This window comes from Vreelandella sulfidaeris Esulfide1, from assembly GCF_054072535.1.
Map to the genome: position 1 here is coordinate 2,717,957 of NZ_CM133364.1, position 22,474 is coordinate 2,740,430.

A 22,474-nucleotide genomic window follows, 5' to 3' on the forward strand; every position below is an offset into this window, starting at 1 on the left:
CTAGGTGTTAATGGTCGATTTTTAGGTTACCGGCGTTAATCATTGCCTGTATTACGTCCTCACCAGAATCAGCAAAGTCACTGATGGATACATCTTTTAAGGTGGCACTATTATTGCTGCTCTGGCCATCTTTGCCTATCTCAATCTTCAAATCACCTCCCTTCTCGCTGGCGGTAACAAAGTAGCCATCCAACGAATCGCCATCTCCGTCGCCAAGAAGATCGGAAAGATCCAGCATATCGGCTTCAACATCGAAACTTTCAATACTGACGTCACTTGTGCTGTCGTCCAGCACGAACTGTTCGGCTTTGTCGTCGTCACCGACAAGGATACTGCCAACCGACGAACCATAGCTTAGCTCAACGTTGTCGATGTAGAGTTTCTCACCCGATAAGGAACTGTTGTTATCAATTGCTAGTTTGAGGTTGCCGTTTTCATCAGCGATAGCCTCGAACTTAATTTTTTCGTCAAAACCACCTCTGTGCTGGAATTTTTCTACTCCGTTAGCTTCGACGGTAAAGCTGTCTCCCCAACGTCCATTATTATCTTCCCAACTGTTAGTGCCCGTTGACGTCCTTGCATCAAAGCTGATCTCAACGGTATCGCCTGGGTTAAAGCCTGAATAGGTTTTCATCACTGAAGAATCAGACTGAATTTCAACATTGCCTCCATTAGTGACGGAGGCCCCTACCCCTTCATATGTCCAACCTTCGGCACCTGAATTGAAATCGTCCGTTTCTGTCGTAGTGCTATCACCCGCACTGGTAATGTCGAAGTCAAAAGCGACCTCATCGCCATCAGCGTCTTCTGCCATGACCTGAAGCGTGGCGATGCCAAGGGCTGCGCCGCTCAGCGAGTACTCGCCATTAGGGTTAACAGTCAGCGTGCCACCCAGCACGTTGTTAATGACAATGTTACCGTCCACATCGGGAGTGTGAGACGTATCGCCAACCTTCAGTGACTTGAGACCACCGCTTGCGCCTTTGCCATCCGAGCCAAAGTCAACGTTATCCAACAGGTTGCCTTCCAAGCTTCCATCAGTGGTAATCGCCTGCTCGTCGCTGGCAGTCGGCTTAGTATCAGCATTGATATCTAAGATGACATCAAAGTTTACCGTATCACCATCCGTATCCGAAGCAGTGACAATAAATTGCTTTTGGGTATCCGCGTTAAACTCACGCCCGGTAGCACTATAACTATATTCACCGGTACCGAAGTCAAATATAAGGACACCTTGACCATCCAGTGAGATGCCACCGCTAGGGAAGGCTTTAGTGCCATTATTACCATCAGCAGTATAGGTAGTGCCGTATACCGTGATGCTATCAAAGCTAATTACACCATCGCCGCCTTTGACATTATCCGAGACATCGCCTTTGACGCTCACATGAGCGGTATTGGTTAACGTCTGCTCTAGCTGTGATTCATCAGTGACAATTAACGGCTCTTTGCCTTCCTGTACTTGTATATGCTCCAAGTACTCATCAGATACATTTGAGCCAATACCAATCACATGCAGCTCATCGACATTGGCATCGATGAAGTCCTTCCAGTCTTGTATTGTTTGGTCACTATCGCTGTTGACCGCCTGCTGATTTTCATTCGGCTCACCATCCGAGAGAAAGTAACCAATGGTTTGATCGGGATCGCGACCTGAAAAATCAATTTTTTCTGTCGTATCGATGGCGTCTTTATAGTCTGTTCCGCCTACGTTGACGTTAAGACGAGCACCATTTAAATACAGCCCATCATTTTGATTATAGTCATGCCAATGCAACTCAAGGGAGTTGATATAATTAGTGGCTTCTGCGGCGTTCATCCAACCAATATTGTTAGCATTGCTTCCAAACAACGTCAGATTAACGTTGGCCACACCCAATTCGCTATAGGAGTTGATAGTTGAAATCAATGACTCTTTAGCTATCTCAAATCGAGTCTTACCAGTGCCAGCAACATTACTATCCATGGATCCCGAAACATCCAGGGTCAACATCAAATCAGTCGCAACCCCACCGACTTCTAATACAGCAGATTCGTCTTCAGCTTCTGGGAGCTGATTAGGCTTCTGAGCTGCTGATTCGCCAGTAATATTAATTTCAAGAGTAGATTCCACACTATCGCCATCTGCATCGGTGATGGTGTAGGTAAAGGTTTCTGTCTCTTTCTCGTCAGCGCCCAACTCATCGTAAGCCACTTGGTCTAGCTGGTAAGTATATGAACCGTCTTCAGCAACCGTCAGGACCCCAAACTTACCTTGAACCTCAATGTCACCGTTTTCTTTGGTGCTAACGCCATTACCATCATTCCAGACTACAGGCTCCTCATCCGCAGGGCCATCGGCACCAAAGGCATACTCAACCTGTCCAGAAACATCAGGCGCATCGGAAGACACCAACTTAGCCATTAACTTATAGCTATTAGATGCATTTTCATTAGTAAATACCTGACTAACAATTTCTCCATCACTGTCAACAAAGCCAATAATTTGGAAATTATAAGTTTCTGTTACGCCATTTTCATTCACAATCTCGACTGGAACAATAGTGCTCGCGTTATTAATAGTAACAATATCGCGTGGGTCAGCACCGCTATTTGATGTTTCATTGTGGTCAAAATTGATAGTGTGCTTAATAGTTGCGTTATAACCATTAATCACCACACTCAACGATAAATCCAGATCAACAGAATTGATACTTTCAGATACCACAAAATTATTGTGAGTAAACTCACCCAATTCAAACATTGAGTTCACGTTTACCGACTGCGAGTCGGTTAAAGCATTATTGTCATCAAAAGTGTAGTTGCTTCTATCCCCCCAACCCCAGCTAATAACATCATCCTGACCAGCTGGTTGGTTGTCTAATACACCACCATTAGCGCCTGACACATTAGCCCAGGCAACAGACAAGTCACCCACTGCCAACTTATTAACAATTACATTCAGATCTTTTGTTTCAGCGTTCGCTACTGGCATATCGTCTTCGATAACCACCGTCACTGTGCCTGTTCCTGGAACGGTGTTGCCGTCGGAGATAGATATGTCAAAATCAAAGACTACGGTGTCTTCCAAACTGTTTTCAGGATGGTCGATAGGCGCGCTTAATGTGACTTGATAATCGATACTTCCATTGGCAGCAGGACTATCGACAGAGGAACTACCGCCGTTTAGCTCTACTCGAATCACTTCGGCACCATCCACCGAACCAACTGCAATGGCCTGGTTACCTTCTTCGTAACTCCACGTAACGACTTCTCCTCCTGAAGTCAGGTTTTCGGGTAAGGAGTCGAGACTAATGCCGACCACCGACGGTGCATTTTCGCCACCCGAAATGCTTAATGTGCCAGAAGCCACCACTGAATTAGTGGTATCTGAGTAATTAGTACCCGAATTTGAGTCAGGAAGCCCGTCCTCTAACCCTTCTTCAGAAACAGCAATCGTACTGTTAATAATGTAGCTTGGTGTCGCCGCGTCGTTGGCGGTGAGGCCTTCGCTGTCGGTGGCGGTGAGGCTGACCGGGGGTAGCGTGGTGCCGGCGTTGATGGCGTCGACACCGGCCTGGGTCAGGGCCACGCTCTCCCCGTCGAAGGCGTAGTAGCCGTCACCGTTGCTGCCGGCGGTGAAGTCCACCCCGCCGTTGGCCACGGTGAGCACACCGTCTTCTTCGTCACTGGCGGTGAAGGTGGCCACGGTCTGGCCCACCACGGCGTCGTTTTCGTTAAAGGTATCCACCGCGGTGACGTCGATGGTCGGGCCATCATTTTGGGCGGCGTACGTCGGGGTGTCGCTGTCGTTGGCGGTGAGGCCTTGGCTGTCGGTGGCGGTGAGGCTGACCGGGGGCAGCGTGGTGCCGGCGTTGATGGCGTCGACACCGGCCTGGGTCAGGGTCACGTTTTCGCCGTCGAAGGCGTAGTAGCCGTCACCGTTGCTGCCGGGGGTGAAGTCCACCCCGCCGTTGGCCACGGTGAGCGTGCCGTCTTCTTCGTCGCTGGCGGTGAAGGTGGCCACGGTCTGGCCGACCACGGCGTCGTTTTCGTTAAAGGTGTCGACCGCGGTGACGTCGATGGTCGGGCCGTCGTTCTGGGCGGTGTACGTCGGGGTGTCGCTGTCGTTGGCGGTGAGGCCTTCGCTGTCGGTGGCGGTGAGGCTGACCGGGGGCAGCGTGGTGCCGGCGTTGATGGCGTCGACACCGGCCTGGGTCAGGGTCACGTTCTCACCGTCAAAGGCGTAGTAGCCGTCACCGTTGCTGCCGGGGGTGAAGGTGACTTGGCCGGCATTGGCGGTGAGCACACCGTCTTCTTCGTCGCTGGCGGTGAAGGTGGCCACGGTCTGGCCGACCACGGCGTCGTTTTCGTTAAAGGTATCCACCGCGGTGACGTCGATGGTCGGGCCATCATTTTGGGCGGCGTACGTCGGGGTGTCACTGTCGTTGGCGGTGAGGCCTTCGCTGTCGGTGGCATTGAGACTGACCGGGGGCAGCGTGGTGCCGGCATTAATGGCATCGACACCGGCCTGGGTCAGGGTCACGTTCTCGTCGTCGAAGGCGTAGTAGCCGTCACCGTTGGTGCCGGCGGTGAAGTCCACCCCGCCGTTGGCCACGGTGAGCACACCGTCTTCTTCGTCACTGGCGGTGAAGGTGGCCACGGTCTGGCCCACTATGGCGTCGTTTTCGTTAAAGGTGTCTACTGCGGTGACGTCGATGGTCGGGCCGTCGTTCTGGGCGACGTAGCTCGGGGTGTCGCTGTCATCGGCAGTGAGGCCGGCGCTGTCTTCGGCGGTCAGGTTCACCGCGGGCAGCTCGGTGCCGGCGTTGATGGCGTCGACACCGGCCTGGGTCAGGGTCACGTTCTCGCCGTCGAAGGCGTAATAGCCGTCACCGTTGCTGCCGGGGGTGAAGGTGACTTGGCCGGCACCGGCGGTGAGCACACCGTCTTCTTCATCACTGGCCGTGAAGGTGGCCACGGTCTGGCCCACTACGGCGTCGTTTTCGTTGAACTCGGGCTCGGCCGTCACGTCGATGGTCGGGCCGTCGTTCTGGGCGACGTAGCTCGGGGTGTCGCTGTCATCGGCAGTGAGGCCGGCGCTGTCGGTGGCAGTGAGGCTGACCGGGGGCAGCTCGGTGCCGGCGTTGATGGCGTCGATGCCGTCCTGGGTGAGGACCACGTTCTCGCCGTCGAAGGCGTAGTAGCCGTCGTCATTCGTGCCCGGCGTGAAGGTGACGTCACCGTCGCCAGCGGTCAGTACGCCGTCTTCTTCGTCACTGGCGGTGAAGGTGGCCACGGTCTGGCCCACTACGGCGTCGTTTTCGTTGAACTCGGGCTCGGCCGTCACGTCGATGGTCGGGCCGTCGTTCTGGGCGTTGTACGTCGGGGTGTCGCTGTCGTTGGCGGTCAGGCCTTGGCTGTCGGTGGCGGTGAGGCTGACCGGGGGCAGCGTGGTGCCGGCGTTGATGGCGTCGACACCGGCCTGGGTCAGGGTCACGTTCTCGCCGTCGAAGGCGTAATAGCCGTCACCGTTGCTGCCGGGGGTGAAGGTGACTTGGCCGGCACCGGCGGTGAGCACACCGTCTTCTTCATCACTGGCCGTGGAGGTGGCCACGGTCTGGCCCACTACGGCGTCGTTTTCGTTGAACTCGGGCTCGGCCGTCACGTCGATGGTCGGGCCGTCGTTCTGGGCGACGTAGCTCGGGGTGTCGCTGTCATCGGCAGTGAGGCCGGCGCTGTCGGTGGCAGTGAGGCTGACCGGGGGCAGCTCGGTGCCGGCGTTGATGGCGTCGATGCCGTCCTGGGTGAGGACCACGTTCTCGCCGTCGAAGGCGTAGTAGCCGTCGTCATTCGTGCCCGGCGTGAAGGTGACGTCACCGTCGCCAGCGGTCAGTACGCCGTCTTCTTCGTCACTGGCGGTGAAGGTGGCCACGGTCTGGCCCACTACGGCGTCGTTTTCGTTGAACTCGGGCTCGGCCGTCACGTCGATGGTCGGGCCGTCGTTCTGGGCGTTGTACGTCGGGGTGTCGCTGTCGTTGGCGGTCAGGCCTTGGCTGTCGGTGGCGGTGAGGCTGACCGGGGGTAGCGTGGTGCCGGCGTTGATGGCGTCGACACCGGCCTGGGTCAGGGTCACGTTCTCGCCGTCGAAGGCGTAGTAGCCGTCACCGTTGCTGCCGGGGGTGAAGTCCACCCCGCCGTTGGCCACGGTGAGCACACCGTCTTCTTCGTCACTGGCGGTGAAGGTGGCCACGGTCTGGCCCACTACGGCGTCGTTTTCGTTGAACTCGGGCTCGGCCGTCACGTCGATGGTCGGGCCGTCGTTCTGGGCGTTGTACGTCGGGGTGTCGCTGTCGTTGGCGGTCAGGCCTTGGCTGTCGGTGGCGGTGAGGCTGACCGGGGGCAGCGTGGTGCCGGCGTTGATGGCGTCGACACCGGCCTGGGTCAGGGTCACGTTCTCGCCGTCGAAGGCGTAGTAGCCGTCACCGTTGCTGCCGGGGGTGAAGTCCACTCCGCCGTTGGCCACGGTGAGCACACCGTCTTCTTCGTCACTGGCGGTGAAGGTGGCCACGGTCTGGCCCACTACGGCGTCGTTTTCGTTGAAATCGGGCTCGGCCGTCACGTCGATGGTCGGGCCGTCGTTCTGGGCGTTGTACGTCGGGGTGTCGCTGTCGTTGGCGGTCAGGCCGCCGCTGTCGGTGGCCGTGAGGCTGACCGGGGGCAGCGTGGTGCCGGCGTTGATGGCGTCGATGCCGTCCTGGGTGAGGACCACGTTCTCGCCGTCGAAGGCGTAGTAACCGTCGTCATTCGTGCCCGGCGTGAAAGTGACGTCACCGTCGCCAGCGGTCAGTACGCCGTCTTCTTCGTCACTGGCGGTGAAGGTGGCCACGGTCTGGCCCACTACGGCGTCGTTTTCGTTGAACTCGGGCTCGGCCGTCACGTCGATGGTCGGGCCGTCGTTCTGGGCGTTGTACGTCGGGGTGTCGCTGTCGTTGGCGGTCAGGCCTTGGCTGTCGGTGGCGGTGAGGCTGACCGGGGGCAGCGTGGTGCCCGCATTGATGGCGTCGACACCGGCTTGGGTCAGGGTCACGTTCTCGCCGTCAAAGGCGTAGTAGCCGTCACCGTTGCTGCCGGGGGTGAAGGTGACTTGACCGGCACCGGCGGTGAGCGTGCCGTCTTCTTCGTCACTGGCGGTGAAGGTGGCCACGGTCTGGCCCACTACGGCGTCGTTTTCGTTAAAGGTGTCGACCGCGGTGACGTCGATGGTCGGCGTACTATTAGGTTCGGGTGTCGGTTCTGGCTCTGGAGTAGGCTCAGGCTCAACCTCTTCGGCCGCTGCCACAGAGGGGTCACCGCCGATGTCAATGAACTCCCCTTCTTCAAGGCCACCTGACGTTTCGAAACTCAGAGATCCCGTTTCTTCGCTAATCCGCGCCACACGAACGAAGTCGTGGCTGCCACCACCACCGCCACCAACACCAGCGCCCGCGGCCGTCGCATCAAGAATTTCGAGCAGATCGCCATCTTCGTCGTCCAACGCTGTTAACAGCGCCTCAAGGTCTTCATCTAATACACTTGAATCTTCAGTCGCCACTGTAGATTCATTGGCCATCTCGGGAGTAACGACAACTTGCTGGCCACCTTCGACTAAGTTGAGACCACTACCATCAGCAAAATCCAGTTCTACACTGCCATCACTGGAAGTAATGAGGACTTCACCTTCTTGCAACACATCACCAATACTTAGCTCACGCAAGTTGCCTGCTTCGTCTCGTGCCCAAGCCTGACCTGACATTGAAATAATGGTTGCAGTTGCCATGTAGTTCTCCCGAACGAATATAGAAGCCGTTTACCTAGCGCCTTAGCACTAGGGAATTAGCGGCGTATATCATCATCGTAAGGGAGCAATCAATAAAAAAGTATTGTACTGATGGACAGTAATAGGCAGAGCACTAACTAGACCAAAAAAAGGATAAATGTGCGCTCTGTCGGAGGGGCTCGAAGATGCTAAGACAAGAGCGCAATACCTAGCTTATTGACTAACGGGCTCCTTCATCGAAGAGAGCTTGAGCATTAATTGCAGCCGGTCGCGTACCGCTAACTTTCTAAAAATAGCGCTTAAGTGGGCTTTGACAGTACGCTCGGTAATTTCAAGCTGACGAGCGACTTCTTTATTCGTCGCACCGCGTGCCACCGCTAGTGCTACACCGCGTTCACGCTCAGTCAGCAGGGTGAGATGCTCACTACTGACACCGGTGGTATCTTCGGCCCGCTGTGTTAACGCCTTAAATGTCCCGCCGATCACTTTTGCAAGCAATTCCTGGCCTACCCACACACCTTGATTAGTGACCACAAGAGCCACTTGCTTGAGAATATTCACCGAGGCTAGCGTGTGCACATAACCACGCGCACCCAAGTCTAACGACTTTAGCGCCTCTTTATCATTAGGCGCATAACTAAGTATGACAACCGTTAAACCCATCGGCACTAAGCGCTGAGTCAGTTGCACCCACGAAGCAACTGAACTCGCTATCCATACTAAGTCGCCAGACCGAGCATGTTGATCGACCGAATCAGGCGTTGAGGGCTGTGCCTCGGGGAAAGCTTTTTGCCAACGTGCCTTGAGGCTGCCATCCATTGTCACAAACCAATGAGCCATTATCGTTCCCCCATCGAGTCGCGCCATGCCCGCAGAATAGGCTTGAGCAGAAACTGCATCACTGTTCGCTTACCGGTTATGATATCTACTTGCGCGGTCATGCCTGGAATAACCTGAAGTGAATCCGCTACATTTTGTTCGGCAAGACTGCGAACACGCACTAGATAAAAAGTGTTGTCCTCATCATCGGTGATGGTATCGGCGCTAATGTGATCCAACTCGGCTTTAAGGCCTCCATAAATGGCATAGTCGTATGCCGTCAGCTTGATGGTGGCTGCCTGACCGGGATGTAAAAAAGCAATGTCTTGAGGGGCAATCCGCGCCTCAACCAAAAGCTGATCGTCACTGGGAACGATATCGACTACCTCTTGCCCCGGCTGAGCAACGCCACCGATAGTGCTGATATGGATGCGCTGCACCACACCATCGACCGGCGAACGAATTTCGGTTAACCGCACCCGATCCTGAAGACCAGTGCCGGATTGTTGAAGCGCGTTCAAGTCCCCCAGCGTTTCAGCAAGGTCATTACGCCATTCGCTCCGACGCTCTGCCCCTAGTTCGAGCAGTTGGCCTTCCGACTCTTCTACCGCTGCTTCTAACCGTGAAACAGCAGCATCGGCTTGGTTGCGTTCACCAGTGGCACGTGACAAGTCTCGCTGCAAACGCAGCACTTCAACTTCTGAAACAGCACCTGAGTCCAGCAGCGGTCGCGTCAAGTTAAGCTCTTGGCTGGACATATTAGCTTCACGCTGAGCGGTATCGCGCTTGGCAACAGCTTCTCTTAATTCTTCTTGCCGCTGACGTATACGATCTCTTAACACATTCTCTTGTTCGCGCAGCTCTTCGCGACGGCTCTCGTATACCTCTCGCTCTTGAATCACGATTGAAGGTACTTCTTGGCGCAGCTCTTCACTAGGCTCAAAAGATGAGTCAGTGACTAGGGCGCGTAAGCGTTCCGCTTTTGCTTGCAGGGCAAAACGCTGTGCTCGATTTTCGCGGAAGTCCGAGACAAACCGGGTCGGGTCTATTTGCATTAGCACCTGACCGGCTTCGACCATTTGGCCTTCTCGGATCATAATCTGGTTAACAACCCCGCCATCAAAGGACTGTATCCTTTGCAACTGGCTAGCGGGGATAACGCGGCCACTGCCACGAGTGACTTCGTCTATTGGCGCGAAACAAGCCCATACGATAACCGCGAGGAAAGCAAGGCAGACGCCATAGAGAAACAGGCGGGCTCGCATAGGCTCTTGTTGCAAACGCGCCCAATCAGTGTCGCTTGCCCAGTCCCGACTTAGATGCGCCGAAGTAACGCGGCGCGCAAACAAGCGATCCATAAACGGTCGGAATGGCTTTTTACCTTTCTCTGAAAAGCGGCCAATGGCCTCAAAGCCTTTCTGTTCGGCAGTCCCATTTTTTTGAGCCATTAGGATGCCCTCCCAATCTGACCTTTCCGGAGTGCTTCCACTACCGTGTCGCGAGGGCCATCCGCCACTACTTTGCCGGCATCCATCACGATAATACGATCCACCAACGACAGCAGCGAAGTACGATGCGTCACCACAAGCATCGTTTTACCTTGGGCCACGTTACTGAGGTTCGTCTTAAAGGCCTCTTCACTGGCGTTATCCATAGAGCTTGTCGGCTCATCCAACAGCAAAATCGCTGGGTCATGCACCAAGGCTCGCGCAATCGCTACGGACTGCTTTTGGCCTCCCGATAGTGCTTGGCCTCGCTCGCCTACCTGTAGGTCGACGCCATGAGGATGGCTATTAACCAACGACTGTAAGCCCGCAATATCGAGTGCCTTGAGCAACTCTTCATCATCGATACGCTCACTACCGCCGCCCGCGACAATGTTCTCACGCAATGAGCCTGAAAAAAGACTGACATCTTGAGGTACATAGCCAATATGACGGCGCAGCTGAATAGGGTCGATTTGCCGGATATCAATGCCGTCGAGTAACACCGCACCTGCAGTGGGCTGATAAAAGCCCAGCACCAGCTTGTTAAGTGAAGACTTACCACAGCCTATCCGGCCTAATAACGCGACCTTTTCCCCTGCTTTAATCGATATTGAGACATCGCGCAGCGCCTCGCGCTCTTCATTGGGGTAACGGAACGTCACCTTTTCTAGCAGAAGGCTACCCGCAACACTTGGCTTTTCGACATAGACCTTCCCCTCATGGCGTTCAACACGCTTATCCATCACTTGATTAAGTGAATCTAGCGCTGTAGACGATTGGTGATACTGTGCCAACAGCGCTGCCGCCTGGCTAATCGGCGCCATTGCTCGAGAGGAGAGCATATAAGCAGCAATAAGACCGCCCTGAGAAAGGTTGCCTTCAATAATTTGATACACACCGACAATAATGACGCAGACCGCCACGCTGTGCTGCGCCCATTGCGCCACGTTCGAAACCGATGTGCTCACCAGTCGCAATTGAGCACTGGTACGCGACAGAAAAGCAGTGGCCTTTTCCCAATGGCGTTGAATACGGCTTTCGGCACGTAATGCTTTGACATTTTCCAGCTGCGAAACAGACTCGACAAGCAGGGCATTACGCTGAGCGCCCACTTCCCAGGTAGTTTGCGATAACTCATGCAACTTACCCTGTGCAGCCAACGCATAGAGCAGGACAAACAAAATCCCAGCGAGAACAGGCAGCACCAGCCAAGGGTTAATAAGGGCGATTATTGCAGCGAATAACAGCACAAAAGGCAGGTCAACGATGCCTAGGATGGTAGCCGAACCGATAAACGCACGTATCGATTCAAACGACTGCAGGGTCGAAGTAAATGATCCTGTTGATACGGGACGATCTTCTAAACGCAGCCCCAACGTTTTAGCCATAATCGAAGAGGATAATTTCACGTCGGCTCGGCTAGCGGCTAAATCGACAAAACTACTGCGCATTAAGCGCAGTGCTAAATCAAAGCAGAGCACTATAAAAACACCGCCCGCCAATACCCAGAGCGTTTCGGTCGCCTGATTGGGCACTACCCGATCGTACACATTGAGCACGAATAGCGGCATCGCCAAGGCAAATAAATTAATAGCAACTGAGCCAATAAGAATGTCGCGGTAAAGTCTTCTATTCTCCTGAATGACACTCCAAAACCAGTGCCCACCCTTCTTTTTCTTCGTTTCGGGGTTATTATCTAACCGCAGGCGTGGACGAACATATATAGCCTCTCCTGAATAGCTAGACGCTAGCCCACTAAGACTAACCTCGACTTCGGCTTCATTGAGCTCGGGAAAGATGGTTTTAGCAATACCCTTCTTTATATCAATGGAAGTAACAATGCATGCACGGCCTGGCTCAAGGAGGACAACCACAGGAAACAGTTCGGGGTTTAAATTGACTAGTCCACTTTTAACAATACGAGCGGTCATGCCCGCCCGGGCGGCCGCTCGGGCAAAAACTGAGGGAGTAAGCTTTCCATCTTCAAGCGGCAACCCCGCCGTTAATGATTCAGAGGAAGCCTCATGCTGGTGAATCCTAGCCACAGCCTGTAAGCAAAGAAGCAGTTCATCATTATTTAATGAGGAACTCAGCGTCTTCTTACGAGAAAGCGTTTGATCATGCTCTGACAAAGTTCACCTCTTATAATAAAATGGCACATAGCATTTTAACAACGCTATGTGCCGTATCCCCTTACTCAAACAGCTTCAAGACTCTACAAGACCAGGTTAAGGCCAAATACATCATTTACGTATTTATCTCGTCAAACCGCTCTAAAGTAATTTCAACACGTCGGTTCAGCTTTCGCCCTTCAACAGTATCGTTTGAGGCAACAGGCCTTTTAGAACCATACCCTTCTGTTTGTATTAGATTCTGCGCTACACCCTGCTCAACGAGAAAGCGGGCGACACTATTAGCCCGACGCTGAGAAAGCGGGTCATTGATTTCATCTGTTCCGGTAATATCAGCATGGCCGGCGATAAAAACGCGAGCGAGGTCATCCCGATCTTTTATTTCCGTTGCTAGGCGAGAAAGATCATCGCGTGTATCTGTTCCCAGCTCAGCACTATTAATGGGGAATAACGCATCGGTTGAAAGGGTCACATCCGGCGCTCTAGTCGGCGCAGGGGCAGAAAAGTCTCCGCCGGTAAAGTCTTCCAGGGTAAAACCGGCAGGACCAGCGACTGGGCAAAGGATATCGGGCGTAATTTCCACACCGTCATTACCCAGTTCAGCGAGGCTTGGCATGTCTTCACGCATAATTTCCAATGCTTGCAATAATTGGCCAGTCGCTGCGAGTGTCCTTGCATCGGCGAGCGTAATATCATACTGAGCGTTGGTATAAGCGCGGCTGGCTTCGAAGTATTCGTTTTCGCTATCCAATACATCCAAGAGAGTACGCTGACCAATATCAAATTGTTGCTGATACGCGCCACGAACGCGGTCAATTGACAATCGATGTTGATTTAAATAGTTCAGCTGTTCACGAAGACGTTGAGCATCATTATAAGCAATCTGTGTTGTCTGACGGACATTGGTGCAAGCCAGTTCCCGCTGATCAATGGCTTCTTCAATACGATCGCTAGCAGCTCTGTAGGCAGCTAGGTCACTGCCTCCATTGTATAAATTCATGCTAGCCACTAGCTGAATACTGGTTTCATCACGGCGTCCCGCAATCGCGTCATCTTGATTATTGGTGCCTGTTCTTCCCTGGATTTCCAAGCGCGGCATAAAGGCAGCGCGCGAGCTTTCATGCTCAGCACGTTGAACATTTATGTTTTCAATCGCGGCGTGAAAATCAGGATTGCCTTGAAAGGCAAGATTAACTGCCTCACTGACACTTGCCGGTAACTCTTCATCAAGTGAGGGAGCGGCCATCAAATTTTGTGCGGGTAAATTGCCGACAATACGCATGTAACGCGCAGTAACGTCATGCAGATTGGTCGCTTCGGTCATCAAATTTGATTCCGCCAACGCTAAACGGCCGCTGATTTGTTCGAGATCAACACCACGACCCGCGCCTGACAAGGTGCGCTCTTCAATTTGGCGGTAAACTTCCTGATGCTTGGCGTAATTTTCTTGAGCCAGTCGCACAAGCTCTCGACGGCGCGCGACATCTAAATAGGCCTCTGCGGCTTCAAGAGCAATATTCTCGCTAGCGCCAATGAGCTCGTAATAAGTCACTAGCTTCGAACGATCTAACCGCTCAACTTCGCTTCGGGTTGCAAAACCATCAAATAACATTTGCGTTAACGTGAGTTCCGCAAAATCAGACTCATAGCTACCCCGCCCATCACCTTCTTGAGCTTCTCGCCCCACACCTGCAGTGGCATCAATACTAGGCAAGTAATTGCCGCGCGCTACACCAATATCGTGTTCTGCGGCACTGAGGCGTCGCCATGCTGCCTCGACTTCAGGGTTGGTGGAAATGGCTTTCTGCACAACGCTTTGTAAATCGCTACTCCCAGGCGAATAAAGACTTTGAGGTAGCGTTTGCGCTATCGCACTAGAAAGCGGCCCTAGAGCCAGGGTGAACGCCACTAGCGGTAGAGAAACACAGCGAAAGTTAAATTTAAGTGTTTTTGTAGCTACTGCGTGCTTCATTTTATGTTCCCTAAAGCTGATATCACTTCTCTAGTCACCCAGCTAAGCGTTTAGCCTCCATGCTTTTTTATATGGCTAACCACCCCAAGCCTAGCATTTATCTACAGAAGCAATAATTTAAAATAGACACATTTTACTAAGCATATCTAGTAGGTATGCTCAATACAATCTTATTACTCACCTAGAGTAATACAAAAACACAAAAAAATACAAAAAAAAACTGAACTAATGCTGGGAGAGCTAACACCCCAAAATCAGTTCAATTGCTGACGCTGCTGAAGTCCCAGCCCTAGTAAAATCAATACCAACCCAATCAGAGTGGAAGGCAAAATAGGCTCTCCCACTACCAAAAAAAGCAGCATGAGTGACACGGGGGGCGATAGGAAAATAAGATTAGAGACTTTGGCAGTGCGTGAGACTTTATGTACCGCCAGCTGCCAGAGAATAAACGCCACGCCCATCTCGAACAGCCCGACATAAATGCCTGCACCAAACGCTGGCCAACCGTGCCATTGCACACCTGGGCCGAGCAGTAACAAAACCGTCAACACGGGCAAGCCTACGCTGAAATTTTGCCATTGGCCTACGAGCGGTGGGCGTGGGTCACGCGCATTGAGCAGCCAGTAAAGAGCCCATAGCAACGTAGAGGCTAAGGCCATCACTATCCCAAACGGGTCGGCGAAAGAGACATCAAATACCGAGCCCCGCGTCGCGATGACCCATACGCCGGCATAGGCCACCAGCCCAGCCATAACATCCATGCGCGTCAATCGCTGCCCAAGCAAAGGCACAGCTAAGAACGCCATCGCTAAGGCCCAGGTATAATTTAGCGCCATTGCCTCCTGTCCTGGTAGGCGGTCATAGGCGGCGAACAACACCAAGTAATAGGCCACTGGGTTCATCAACCCCGCCCACGCAGCGGTTTTCCAGCCGGTGCGAAGCGCTGTGGCTATATTGCCTTGCTTGACGACCAGCCCCCCCATCAACACCCAGGAAACAAGCGCCGCGAGCCACATCAGCTCCAAAGGACTCATCCAAGCAAGTGCCACTTTAAAAGCTGTCGCCACGGTCGACCATAACGCGACAGCCCCTAACCCATAGAGGATAGCTTGCCGGTCCTGACTCATCGGTCGATATGCCCTAAATCTCGACCTGGCTCTAGCTGGTCCCGCACACGTTGTTTGAGAAGCTTGATATCGGGAAAACCACCATCCCGCTTACGCTCCCATAACAAGACGTCATCAAACCAAATTTCGAACGTTCCGCCATGGGAGGGAGCCAGCGAGACTTCGCTTAAGCCCTCGCCAAAGGTTGAAAGTAATTCTTGTGCATACCAACCACTACGCAGAAGCCACTGGCATTGAGTGCAATAACGGATTCGAATACGTGACATCCACGAACTCCCAGAAAAGTTAATATGGCAACCTTAAACGATATACTCTCATTTAGAGATAGCCTGAGTTAGATAGCGCTTGAAATAGATAGAAACCGCCAAGGACCTCCAATGGCCGAACATAACATTTCACAATCTCGCCTGTATGAATGGTTAACAGGCGATGAAGATAGTCGCATGTGCGCCGACATACCTGAAGGTGCGTGTAACGAACAACCGCGCAACTTTTTCCTACACTTATGGGCGTCTTTGGGCAATAAGCTGGCTGACGAGCTGTCTAGCGCACGCTTAGTTTTGCCATGGCTGATGGGTATTATCGGCGCTCCGGTATGGATGGTAGGCCTGCTAGTGCCCATCCGTGAGGCAGGCGCCTTACTTCCACAAATTTTTGTGGCTGGCTTTATCCGCTTAAAGCCTAAGCGCAAGTGGGTATGGGTAGCCGGCGCATTGATCCAAGCGCTAGCGGCACTAACACTTGCCGTACTTGCATTAGTCGCCTCGGGCTCTTTGGGGGGTGCGTTAGTTCTTGCGACGCTAGTTCTGCTGTCCCTTGCTCGGGGTTTATCGTCTATCGCGACGAAAGACGTACTGGGCAAAACAATTGCCAAGCGCCGCCGCGGTACGTTAATGGGCTGGAGCGGCAGCATTGCCGGTTGCGCCACACTCGCAGCAGGAGCTGTTTTAATGCTGCTCGATAGCCAGTCCAGTGGCTACATTGTGGCTATATTACTAGCGGTTGCTGCTAGCGGTTGGTTAATGAATGCCTTGGCCGCAGCCCGCATTAAAGAGACATCTGGCGCCATAGAAGGAGGAGAAAGCGGCTGGAGCAGCCTTAAACAGGGTTTATCGTTACTCAAAAAAGACCGCACTTTTTTACACTTTAATCTTGCCAGGGCGTTGCTACTCTCAAGTGCGCTCGCCCTGCCGTACATCGCCCTGCTGGGGCAAGACCAAAGCGGTACCGACCTCAGCGGCTTAGGCATATTGATTGTGGTATCCGGACTTGCCGCGATGGTAGCAAGCCCCGTTTGGGGGAAACGCGCGGATCAGTCGAGCCGAGGCGTCATGCGTGATGCAGCGATCGGTACCGCTATTTGCTGTTTACTGGGCGCCAGCTTAGCCTGGTTACCCGGCGGATGGGCGCAAAGCATTTGGCCTTATGCTGTGGTATACGCGTTATTGGTCATTATTCACCATGGCGTACGCCTAGGACGTAAAACTTACCTAGTTGACATGGCAGGCCAAGATAATCGCGCGCTTTATGTTGCTCTCTCTAACACCCTTACAGGCCTATTAATGCTGCTCGTAGGTGGCATTATTGGTGCCCTTGCTCAATGGTTTGGCAGTACTGTATTGCTAATAATTCTTGCCACTACCGCGGTTGGGGCAATACTAAGCGCGCACCGATTACCCGAAGTAGAGTGAAGCAGCACCGCCAATCTTGATAAAACGCAAGCCCTCATTAGAAAGCGCTATCAACGTTAGGATAATGTTCATGATTGCAATGCGTGACAACGCTCGCCATGATAGGCCCAAATAAAAGTAATGTATGAACACTTTTATTATTCTACTTATAATAAGTGATTAGAAATTCAGCCAGTTTATGGACAAAAAAACCACCTTGAACGGCTGAAAGGACTGGAGCTACTACAGGACCCCCTTGATGAAACGATCTCCCTTGATTAGCCCAGAGTTGCTCGAACGTATTGTTGACGCGTCGGATGACGGTATTGTTGTTGCCGAACGAGAAGGGGATGAAAATATCCTCATCTACGTTAACAAAGGGTTTGAGCGCTTAACGGGCTATAGTGCGGATGAAATACTGTATCGCGACTGCCGTTTTTTACAAAACGAAGATCGTGATCAGGATGCGCTAATCTCAATTCGTGAAGCACTGAACGATGGCCGCTCCTCACGTGAAGTACTGCGTAATTATCGCAAAGACGGCACCATGTTTTGGAATGAGCTATCCATTACCCCGGTCTACGACGAAGCTGATGAGCTAATGTATTACATTGGCGTACAAAAGGATGTGACTGAACGCGTAGAAGCGCAGCTTGCATTAGCGGAGCTACAAAACCACTAGATATTGGCGAAAGATTAACTTTCTCACTAAAAAAAGCCATCAATGCTTGAACTTCATCCCAACTGGCGTTATATAGCGGCAAGGCGCGCGAAATGCGCTAGGCGCTTCACTTTATAGAAAGCATGTGCTTAATGGTTCGCATATGAAAACAAGTGAAGCCATTGTTACGCCGGCACGCCGGCTGGGTTGGAGGACATCACATGAGCCGTGATCCCCTAAGTCGTGACACGTTTACTAATGAAGCACTCGACACCGAAGAGTTCGAAAGCTTAGATGCCGTCAATGATGACCACTACGGTAAAAGTAAACCAAGTAAAGCGGACAGTTTGCGCGCGCGTCGCCAAGTGGAAGCGTGGTTAGAAGAACGCCGATTACAGCGCGCCATTGAAGATGACTGGGACGAAGAAGAGTAAGTCTAGAACGGTGCGGCCTTCTCAATAATGAGAGGGCCCAGCCTGCCAACTAGCAAGCAACCTAGCCTTTCCTGGCCCAGACCACTATCATCACTCCTTAACCAGTAGTTTGCTGCTGTCACTTTATTCCTTTCAACAACCTAACGGATCTCCATGGCGCAATACGTTTTCACCATGAATCGGGTTGGCAAAGTAGTGCCTCCCAAAAAGCAAATTCTCAAGGATATTTCGCTATCGTTTTTTCCTGGCGCCAAAATTGGCGTATTGGGTCTTAACGGTTCGGGTAAATCCACACTGCTGCGCATTATGGCCGGTGTCGATAAAGAGTTTGAAGGTGAAGCTCGTCCGATGCCTGGCATCAACATTGGCTACCTTCCCCAGGAGCCGGAGCTGGACGATGAGAAAAACGTCCGCGACACCGTGGAAGAAGCGCTAGGGGCGATTAAAGAAGCGCAAGAAAAATTAGATGCAGTGTACGCAGCCTATGCAGAACCAGACGCCGACTTCGATGCCCTAGCGAGCGAACAGGCACGGTTGGAAAATATTATCGAAGCGGCCGATGCGCATAACCTTGAGCGCAAGCTGGACGTGGCTGCCGAAGCGCTCCGCCTCCCCCCTTGGGATGCCAAAGTAGGTAATTTGTCAGGTGGCGAGCGCCGCCGTGTCGCGCTTTGCCGCTTGCTGCTCTCTAGCCCGGATATGCTGCTGCTGGATGAGCCTACCAACCACCTTGACGCAGAATCGGTGGCTTGGCTTGAGCGCTTCTTGCATGACTACAACGGCACGGTAGTGGCCATCACCCACGACCGCTACTTCCTGGATAACGTGGCTGGCTGGATTCTTGAGCTAGACCGTGGCCAAGGCATACCGTTTGAAGGCAACTACTCCCAGTGGCTTGAGCAAAAAGACCAGCGCTTGAATCAAGAAGCCAAGCAGGAAGCCTCGCGCCAGAAAGCCATTAGGCATGAGCTTGAGTGGGTACGTAGTAATGCCAAAGGCCGCCAGGCGAAAAGCAAGGCCCGTTTGAATCGCTTTGAAGAGATGCAGTCCGGCGACTTCCAAAAGCGTAATGAAACCAATGAGATTTATATTCCGCCTGGCCCACGGCTCGGGGACAAGGTCATTGAGTTTCATAACGTCACCAAACGATTCGATGACAAACTGCTTTATCAGGATTTGTCTTTCACGATTCCTCCCGGCGCCATTGTCGGTATTGTGGGCGGCAACGGGGCAGGCAAATCGACCATGTTCCAGCTTATTACCGGCAAACAGCAACCGGATGCTGGCGAGGTGGTGATTGGTGAGACTGTCGATATCGCCTACGTTGAGCAGCTTCGCGACAACTTGGACGATAAGCAGACCGTCTGGGAGGCCGTCTCCGATGGTCAGGACATCCTCAACATTAATGGCTACGAAGTCTCTTCTCGTGCCTATGTGGGTCGCTTTAATTTTAAGGGCAACGACCAGCAGAAGCGCTTATCGGAGCTTTCCGGTGGTGAGCGCGGCCGCTTACAACTCGCCCAAACGCTCAAACAAGGCGCTAACGTTTTGCTTCTTGATGAGCCCTCTAACGACTTGGATATTGAAACCCTGCGGGCACTGGAAGACGCACTACTGGCCTTCCCTGGCTGCGCCATGGTGATCTCTCACGATCGTTGGTTCCTGGACCGTATTGCTACGCATATTATGGCCTTCGAAGGTGATTCAGAAGTGGTGCTATTTGAGGGCAACTACGCAGAGTACGAAGAAGACCATAAAAAGCGGGTCGGTACCGATACACCTAAGCGCATGAAGTACAAACGTATTGATGCCTAATAATTCGTTTCTATCTGCAATAGATGTTGAGAGTACAAGGCCCCGCTTAGCGGGGCCTTTTTCGTTTGCGATGGCGCTGTAGCAACGCTACATTCATCAGCTACGTCGTGAATGTGTTTTATAAGTGATAAACGCTTTTAGTGATTGCTTTCGAGGCAAGACGCATTCCCCATTTCACCGGCGCTGGAAAGCGTACGCCTCCCGACTCTGAGGCAAGATGCGCGTGATGCGCTTCATCAACCGCTATTTGACGCAGTATGGCACGTGAGCGATTGTCGCCTAAGGGAAGCGACTTTTGGTGTGCATCAAGTTGCTTCACAGACTGTTCTTCGGTCGCTGCTACGAAACCTAAGCTAACGCGATCGCTTACTGCCCCCGTCGCGGCCCCGATGCCAAATGAAGCTACATAAAAGAATGGGTTTAAATAACTGGCGCGGCTGTGCAACTGCTCCAGACGCTCGTCACACCATGCCTGATGATCGGTTTCCTCCAACGCTGACTGCTCCATCTGCCTACGCGCATGAGGGAGCTTCGCCGTCATCCCCTGCCCTTGGTACAGCGCTTGGAGACACACTTCACCGGAATGATTAATGCGCATTATACCCGCTGCATGGCGGCGCTCTTGATCATCAAGCGCTCCATCGATCACACCTTCAGCAGGATTAGTGCGTTGCGAAGAGGCAGCATGCGGCATTAGCGTACGTAAAAGGGTATCAAACTGATGAATAATACGATCTGAACGACTCTGGTGACGATCCATGGCAACACTCCATTGTTTGACGATAGCGGGTTGCTTTGCTCAACCTGCGGGCCATGTAAAGGCGCGCCCACCCATTAAATGCATGTGGATATGGTAGACCGTTTGCCCGCCCATTTCGTTGCAATTCATCACCAAGCGATAGCCATCTTCAGCAAAGCCTTGCTCACGGGCAAGCTTGGCAGCGGTAAACTGTAGCCGCCCTACCGTGGTGATGTCGGTTTCATCGATATCATTGAGCGTCGCGATATGCTTTTTAGGAATGATCAACTGATGCGTTGGCGCTTGGGGACCAATATCGTTAAATGCCAACACGTGGTCATCTTCATAAACGATATCAGCAGGAATTTCACGCTTAATGATTTTGCAAAACAGGCAATCCATATAACTCTCCTTAACGGCTTACAAGCAATGCTGGCCGTCACGATTAACGGAAGCGACGCTGCGCCAGTAGATGCCTAACCAAGGGAGCGAGTATTAGCTCCATTGCCAGCGACATCCTGGCGCCAGGTACCACCAATGTATGCGGGCGGGTCATAAACGAGTCTTTAATCATCGCCAGCAGCCAAGGGAAATCAACAGTGGAGGGGTCTCGGAATCGGATGACCACGAACGACTCTGCGTCAGTAGGAATATCTTGCACTTCAAAGGGGTTAGAAGTATCGACGGTAGGTACACGCTGAAAATTAATGTGGGTACGCGAAAACTGCGGTTGAATATAGCGCACGTAGTCGTCCATCCGGCCCAAGATAGTGTCAATGACGGCTTCTTGTGAATAGCCACGTAGCTTGGTGTCACGGTCAATTTTTTGAATCCACTCTAGATTCATGGTCGGTGCGACGCCTACCAACAGATCCACATGACGAGCAATATCGTACTCTTCAGTGACCAGTCCACCGTGCAAGCCTTCATAAAATAGCAAGTCTGTTCCACAGGGCAGTGATTGCCATTCGGTGAAAGTGCCTACACGGTAGCCCGCTTCAATTTTCTGCTTATCTTCGGCGTGAATATAATGCCGAAAAGTACCCGAACCATGTTCGCCATACTCGCTGAACAGCCCTTCCAGACGATCCAGCAAGTTAGCTTCAACCGCAAAATGAGAAAGCTCATCTTTTCGCTCAGGTTCTTCACGGAAGATACGGTGCAAATCATCGCGGGTGTAGCGGTGAAAGGCATCGCCATCAACCACCGCAGCATGCACATCTTCACGCAGAAACATCCGCTCAAAGCTGCGCCGAACGGTGGTAGTACCCGCACCTGAAGAGCCAGTCACCGCAATAATCGGATACTCCCGCGACATCAGCCATTCCTCGCGTGGGCAAGCGCTTGTTTAACCTGTTCAGGCACTTCAACCGGACGCCCAGTGGCTAAATCGACCAGCAGTTGGTTGACCCGTGCTGTTGCCACTATCTGCTGAGAATCGACTTGGTAAATACGCTGGTAAATCGTCAACGCTTTACCCTGTGGCTCAGGCACGGCAGTCGCAATCATTAATGCGTCAGGCCAGCGTGCTTCATGTTGATACTGTACCGCGAGATCAGCGACAACCGAAGGATATCCATGCATATCCCACTCGGGCAGATCCAGCGCTGCAAAGGCTTGAATTCGCGCCTCATGCAGCAAAGATACCAGTGCATCATGCCCCAAGTGGCGCCCGTAATTCATATCGGTTACCCGCACTGTCAAAGGATGCCGATGAATAACCGCTTCCGCGGGAAAGTCCAGCGTGACACGCTCCATGTCTGTTTCCTCGTCAGTGGATTAGGAAGCCTCTGATTAATCGGGTATCCGTTTAGTAGTTA

The 22,474-nt window shown here is 52.7% G+C and carries 15 protein-coding genes; 4 read left to right on the forward strand and 11 right to left on the reverse strand.

Going from position 1 to position 22,474, the window contains the following annotated elements; genetic code table 11:
• Nucleotides 1-7: 7 nt before the first annotated feature.
• The 7 genes from ACW44H_RS12720 to ACW44H_RS12750 all read right to left on the reverse strand — a co-directional run bounded on the left by ACW44H_RS12720 (nucleotide 8) and on the right by ACW44H_RS12750 (nucleotide 15,601).
• Entirely contained in the window at nucleotides 8-7,798 is a 7,791-nt protein-coding gene (locus tag ACW44H_RS12720; protein WP_457504857.1) for a retention module-containing protein, read from the reverse strand.
• A 213-nt stretch (nucleotides 7,799-8,011) separates the two neighbouring features.
• Nucleotides 8,012-8,638 carry a response regulator transcription factor gene (locus ACW44H_RS12725; protein WP_457504859.1) on the reverse strand — a complete coding sequence of 209 codons (627 nt, stop codon included), beginning with the start codon at nucleotides 8,636-8,638 and terminating at the stop codon, nucleotides 8,012-8,014.
• Nucleotides 8,638-10,065 carry an HlyD family type I secretion periplasmic adaptor subunit gene (locus ACW44H_RS12730; protein WP_457504861.1) on the reverse strand — a complete coding sequence of 476 codons (1,428 nt, stop codon included), beginning with the start codon at nucleotides 10,063-10,065 and terminating at the stop codon, nucleotides 8,638-8,640. Before ACW44H_RS12730 ends, ACW44H_RS12725 begins: the two co-directional genes overlap by 1 nt.
• Nucleotides 10,065-12,236: a type I secretion system permease/ATPase gene (locus ACW44H_RS12735; RefSeq protein ID WP_457504863.1), complete on the reverse strand. Its 2,172-nt coding sequence runs from the start codon at nucleotides 12,234-12,236 to the stop codon at nucleotides 10,065-10,067. Before ACW44H_RS12735 ends, ACW44H_RS12730 begins: the two co-directional genes overlap by 1 nt.
• Nucleotides 12,237-12,351: 115 nt before the next feature.
• Nucleotides 12,352-14,208 carry a TolC family outer membrane protein gene (locus ACW44H_RS12740; protein WP_457504865.1) on the reverse strand — a complete coding sequence of 619 codons (1,857 nt, stop codon included), beginning with the start codon at nucleotides 14,206-14,208 and terminating at the stop codon, nucleotides 12,352-12,354.
• Nucleotides 14,209-14,462: 254 nt separating this feature from the next.
• Nucleotides 14,463-15,335 (reverse strand): DMT family transporter, encoded by an 873-nt coding sequence (locus ACW44H_RS12745; protein ID WP_457504866.1) that lies wholly within the window; start codon nucleotides 15,333-15,335, stop codon nucleotides 14,463-14,465.
• Complete coding sequence (locus ACW44H_RS12750; protein ID WP_113270062.1) at nucleotides 15,332-15,601, reverse strand: SelT/SelW/SelH family protein; 270 nt, start codon at nucleotides 15,599-15,601, stop codon at nucleotides 15,332-15,334. The genes ACW44H_RS12745 and ACW44H_RS12750 overlap by 4 nt, the downstream gene beginning before the upstream one ends.
• Before the next feature lie 111 nt (nucleotides 15,602-15,712).
• Here ACW44H_RS12750 and ACW44H_RS12755 point away from each other — a divergent pair, with 111 nt between their 5' ends.
• From ACW44H_RS12755 to ettA, 4 genes are all read left to right on the forward strand, one after another.
• The gene (locus tag ACW44H_RS12755; RefSeq protein WP_457504868.1) at nucleotides 15,713-17,026 is read left to right on the forward strand and encodes an MFS transporter; all 1,314 of its coding nucleotides are present in this window, start codon (nucleotides 15,713-15,715) and stop codon (nucleotides 17,024-17,026) included.
• Between the two features lie 238 nt (nucleotides 17,027-17,264).
• Nucleotides 17,265-17,687 carry a PAS domain S-box protein gene (locus tag ACW44H_RS12760; RefSeq protein ID WP_457504870.1) on the forward strand — a complete coding sequence of 141 codons (423 nt, stop codon included), beginning with the start codon at nucleotides 17,265-17,267 and terminating at the stop codon, nucleotides 17,685-17,687.
• A gap of 200 nt (nucleotides 17,688-17,887) precedes the next feature.
• Nucleotides 17,888-18,100, forward strand: coding sequence for a PA3496 family putative envelope integrity protein (locus tag ACW44H_RS12765; RefSeq protein ID WP_447046108.1), 213 nt, complete (start codon nucleotides 17,888-17,890; stop codon nucleotides 18,098-18,100).
• Nucleotides 18,101-18,253: 153 nt separating this feature from the next.
• A complete protein-coding gene (ettA, locus tag ACW44H_RS12770) occupies nucleotides 18,254-19,915 on the forward strand; it encodes an energy-dependent translational throttle protein EttA (protein WP_447046109.1) in 1,662 nt (553 codons plus the stop codon).
• Nucleotides 19,916-20,033: 118 nt separating this feature from the next.
• Here the strand turns inward: ettA and coq7 are convergent, their stop codons facing one another.
• From coq7 to ACW44H_RS12790, 4 genes are read right to left on the reverse strand one after another with little or no spacing between them, the layout of a single operon-like run.
• Nucleotides 20,034-20,675: a 2-polyprenyl-3-methyl-6-methoxy-1,4-benzoquinone monooxygenase gene (gene coq7, locus ACW44H_RS12775; protein ID WP_457504872.1), complete on the reverse strand. Its 642-nt coding sequence runs from the start codon at nucleotides 20,673-20,675 to the stop codon at nucleotides 20,034-20,036.
• A gap of 39 nt (nucleotides 20,676-20,714) precedes the next feature.
• A complete protein-coding gene (locus ACW44H_RS12780; protein ID WP_113270057.1) occupies nucleotides 20,715-21,056 on the reverse strand; it encodes a histidine triad nucleotide-binding protein in 342 nt (113 codons plus the stop codon).
• Nucleotides 21,057-21,099: 43 nt separating this feature from the next.
• Nucleotides 21,100-21,972 (reverse strand): phosphoribulokinase, encoded by an 873-nt coding sequence (locus tag ACW44H_RS12785; RefSeq protein WP_008959627.1) that lies wholly within the window; start codon nucleotides 21,970-21,972, stop codon nucleotides 21,100-21,102.
• Nucleotides 21,972-22,412: an acyl-CoA thioesterase gene (locus tag ACW44H_RS12790; RefSeq protein WP_113270056.1), complete on the reverse strand. Its 441-nt coding sequence runs from the start codon at nucleotides 22,410-22,412 to the stop codon at nucleotides 21,972-21,974. Before ACW44H_RS12790 ends, ACW44H_RS12785 begins: the two co-directional genes overlap by 1 nt.
• Nucleotides 22,413-22,474 lie beyond the last annotated feature (62 nt).

What these genes read in the sequence shown, in the direction of transcription:
- ACW44H_RS12720 (WP_457504857.1), bottom strand. Translation starts at nt 7,798, where the DNA reads ATGGCAACTGCAACCATTATTTCAATGTCAGGTCAGGCTTGGGCACGA.
- ACW44H_RS12725 (WP_457504859.1), bottom strand. Translation starts at nt 8,638, where the DNA reads ATGGCTCATTGGTTTGTGACAATGGATGGCAGCCTCAAGGCACGTTGG.
- ACW44H_RS12730 (WP_457504861.1), bottom strand. Translation starts at nt 10,065, where the DNA reads ATGGCTCAAAAAAATGGGACTGCCGAACAGAAAGGCTTTGAGGCCATT.
- ACW44H_RS12740 (WP_457504865.1), bottom strand. Translation starts at nt 14,208, where the DNA reads ATGAAGCACGCAGTAGCTACAAAAACACTTAAATTTAACTTTCGCTGT.
- ACW44H_RS12745 (WP_457504866.1), bottom strand. Translation starts at nt 15,335, where the DNA reads ATGAGTCAGGACCGGCAAGCTATCCTCTATGGGTTAGGGGCTGTCGCG.
- ACW44H_RS12750 (WP_113270062.1), bottom strand. Translation starts at nt 15,601, where the DNA reads ATGTCACGTATTCGAATCCGTTATTGCACTCAATGCCAGTGGCTTCTG.
- ACW44H_RS12755 (WP_457504868.1), top strand. Translation starts at nt 15,713, where the DNA reads ATGGCCGAACATAACATTTCACAATCTCGCCTGTATGAATGGTTAACA.
- ACW44H_RS12760 (WP_457504870.1), top strand. Translation starts at nt 17,265, where the DNA reads ATGAAACGATCTCCCTTGATTAGCCCAGAGTTGCTCGAACGTATTGTT.
- ACW44H_RS12765 (WP_447046108.1), top strand. Translation starts at nt 17,888, where the DNA reads ATGAGCCGTGATCCCCTAAGTCGTGACACGTTTACTAATGAAGCACTC.
- ettA (WP_447046109.1), top strand. Translation starts at nt 18,254, where the DNA reads ATGGCGCAATACGTTTTCACCATGAATCGGGTTGGCAAAGTAGTGCCT.
- coq7 (WP_457504872.1), bottom strand. Translation starts at nt 20,675, where the DNA reads ATGGATCGTCACCAGAGTCGTTCAGATCGTATTATTCATCAGTTTGAT.
- ACW44H_RS12780 (WP_113270057.1), bottom strand. Translation starts at nt 21,056, where the DNA reads ATGGATTGCCTGTTTTGCAAAATCATTAAGCGTGAAATTCCTGCTGAT.
- ACW44H_RS12785 (WP_008959627.1), bottom strand. Translation starts at nt 21,972, where the DNA reads ATGTCGCGGGAGTATCCGATTATTGCGGTGACTGGCTCTTCAGGTGCG.
- ACW44H_RS12790 (WP_113270056.1), bottom strand. Translation starts at nt 22,412, where the DNA reads ATGGAGCGTGTCACGCTGGACTTTCCCGCGGAAGCGGTTATTCATCGG.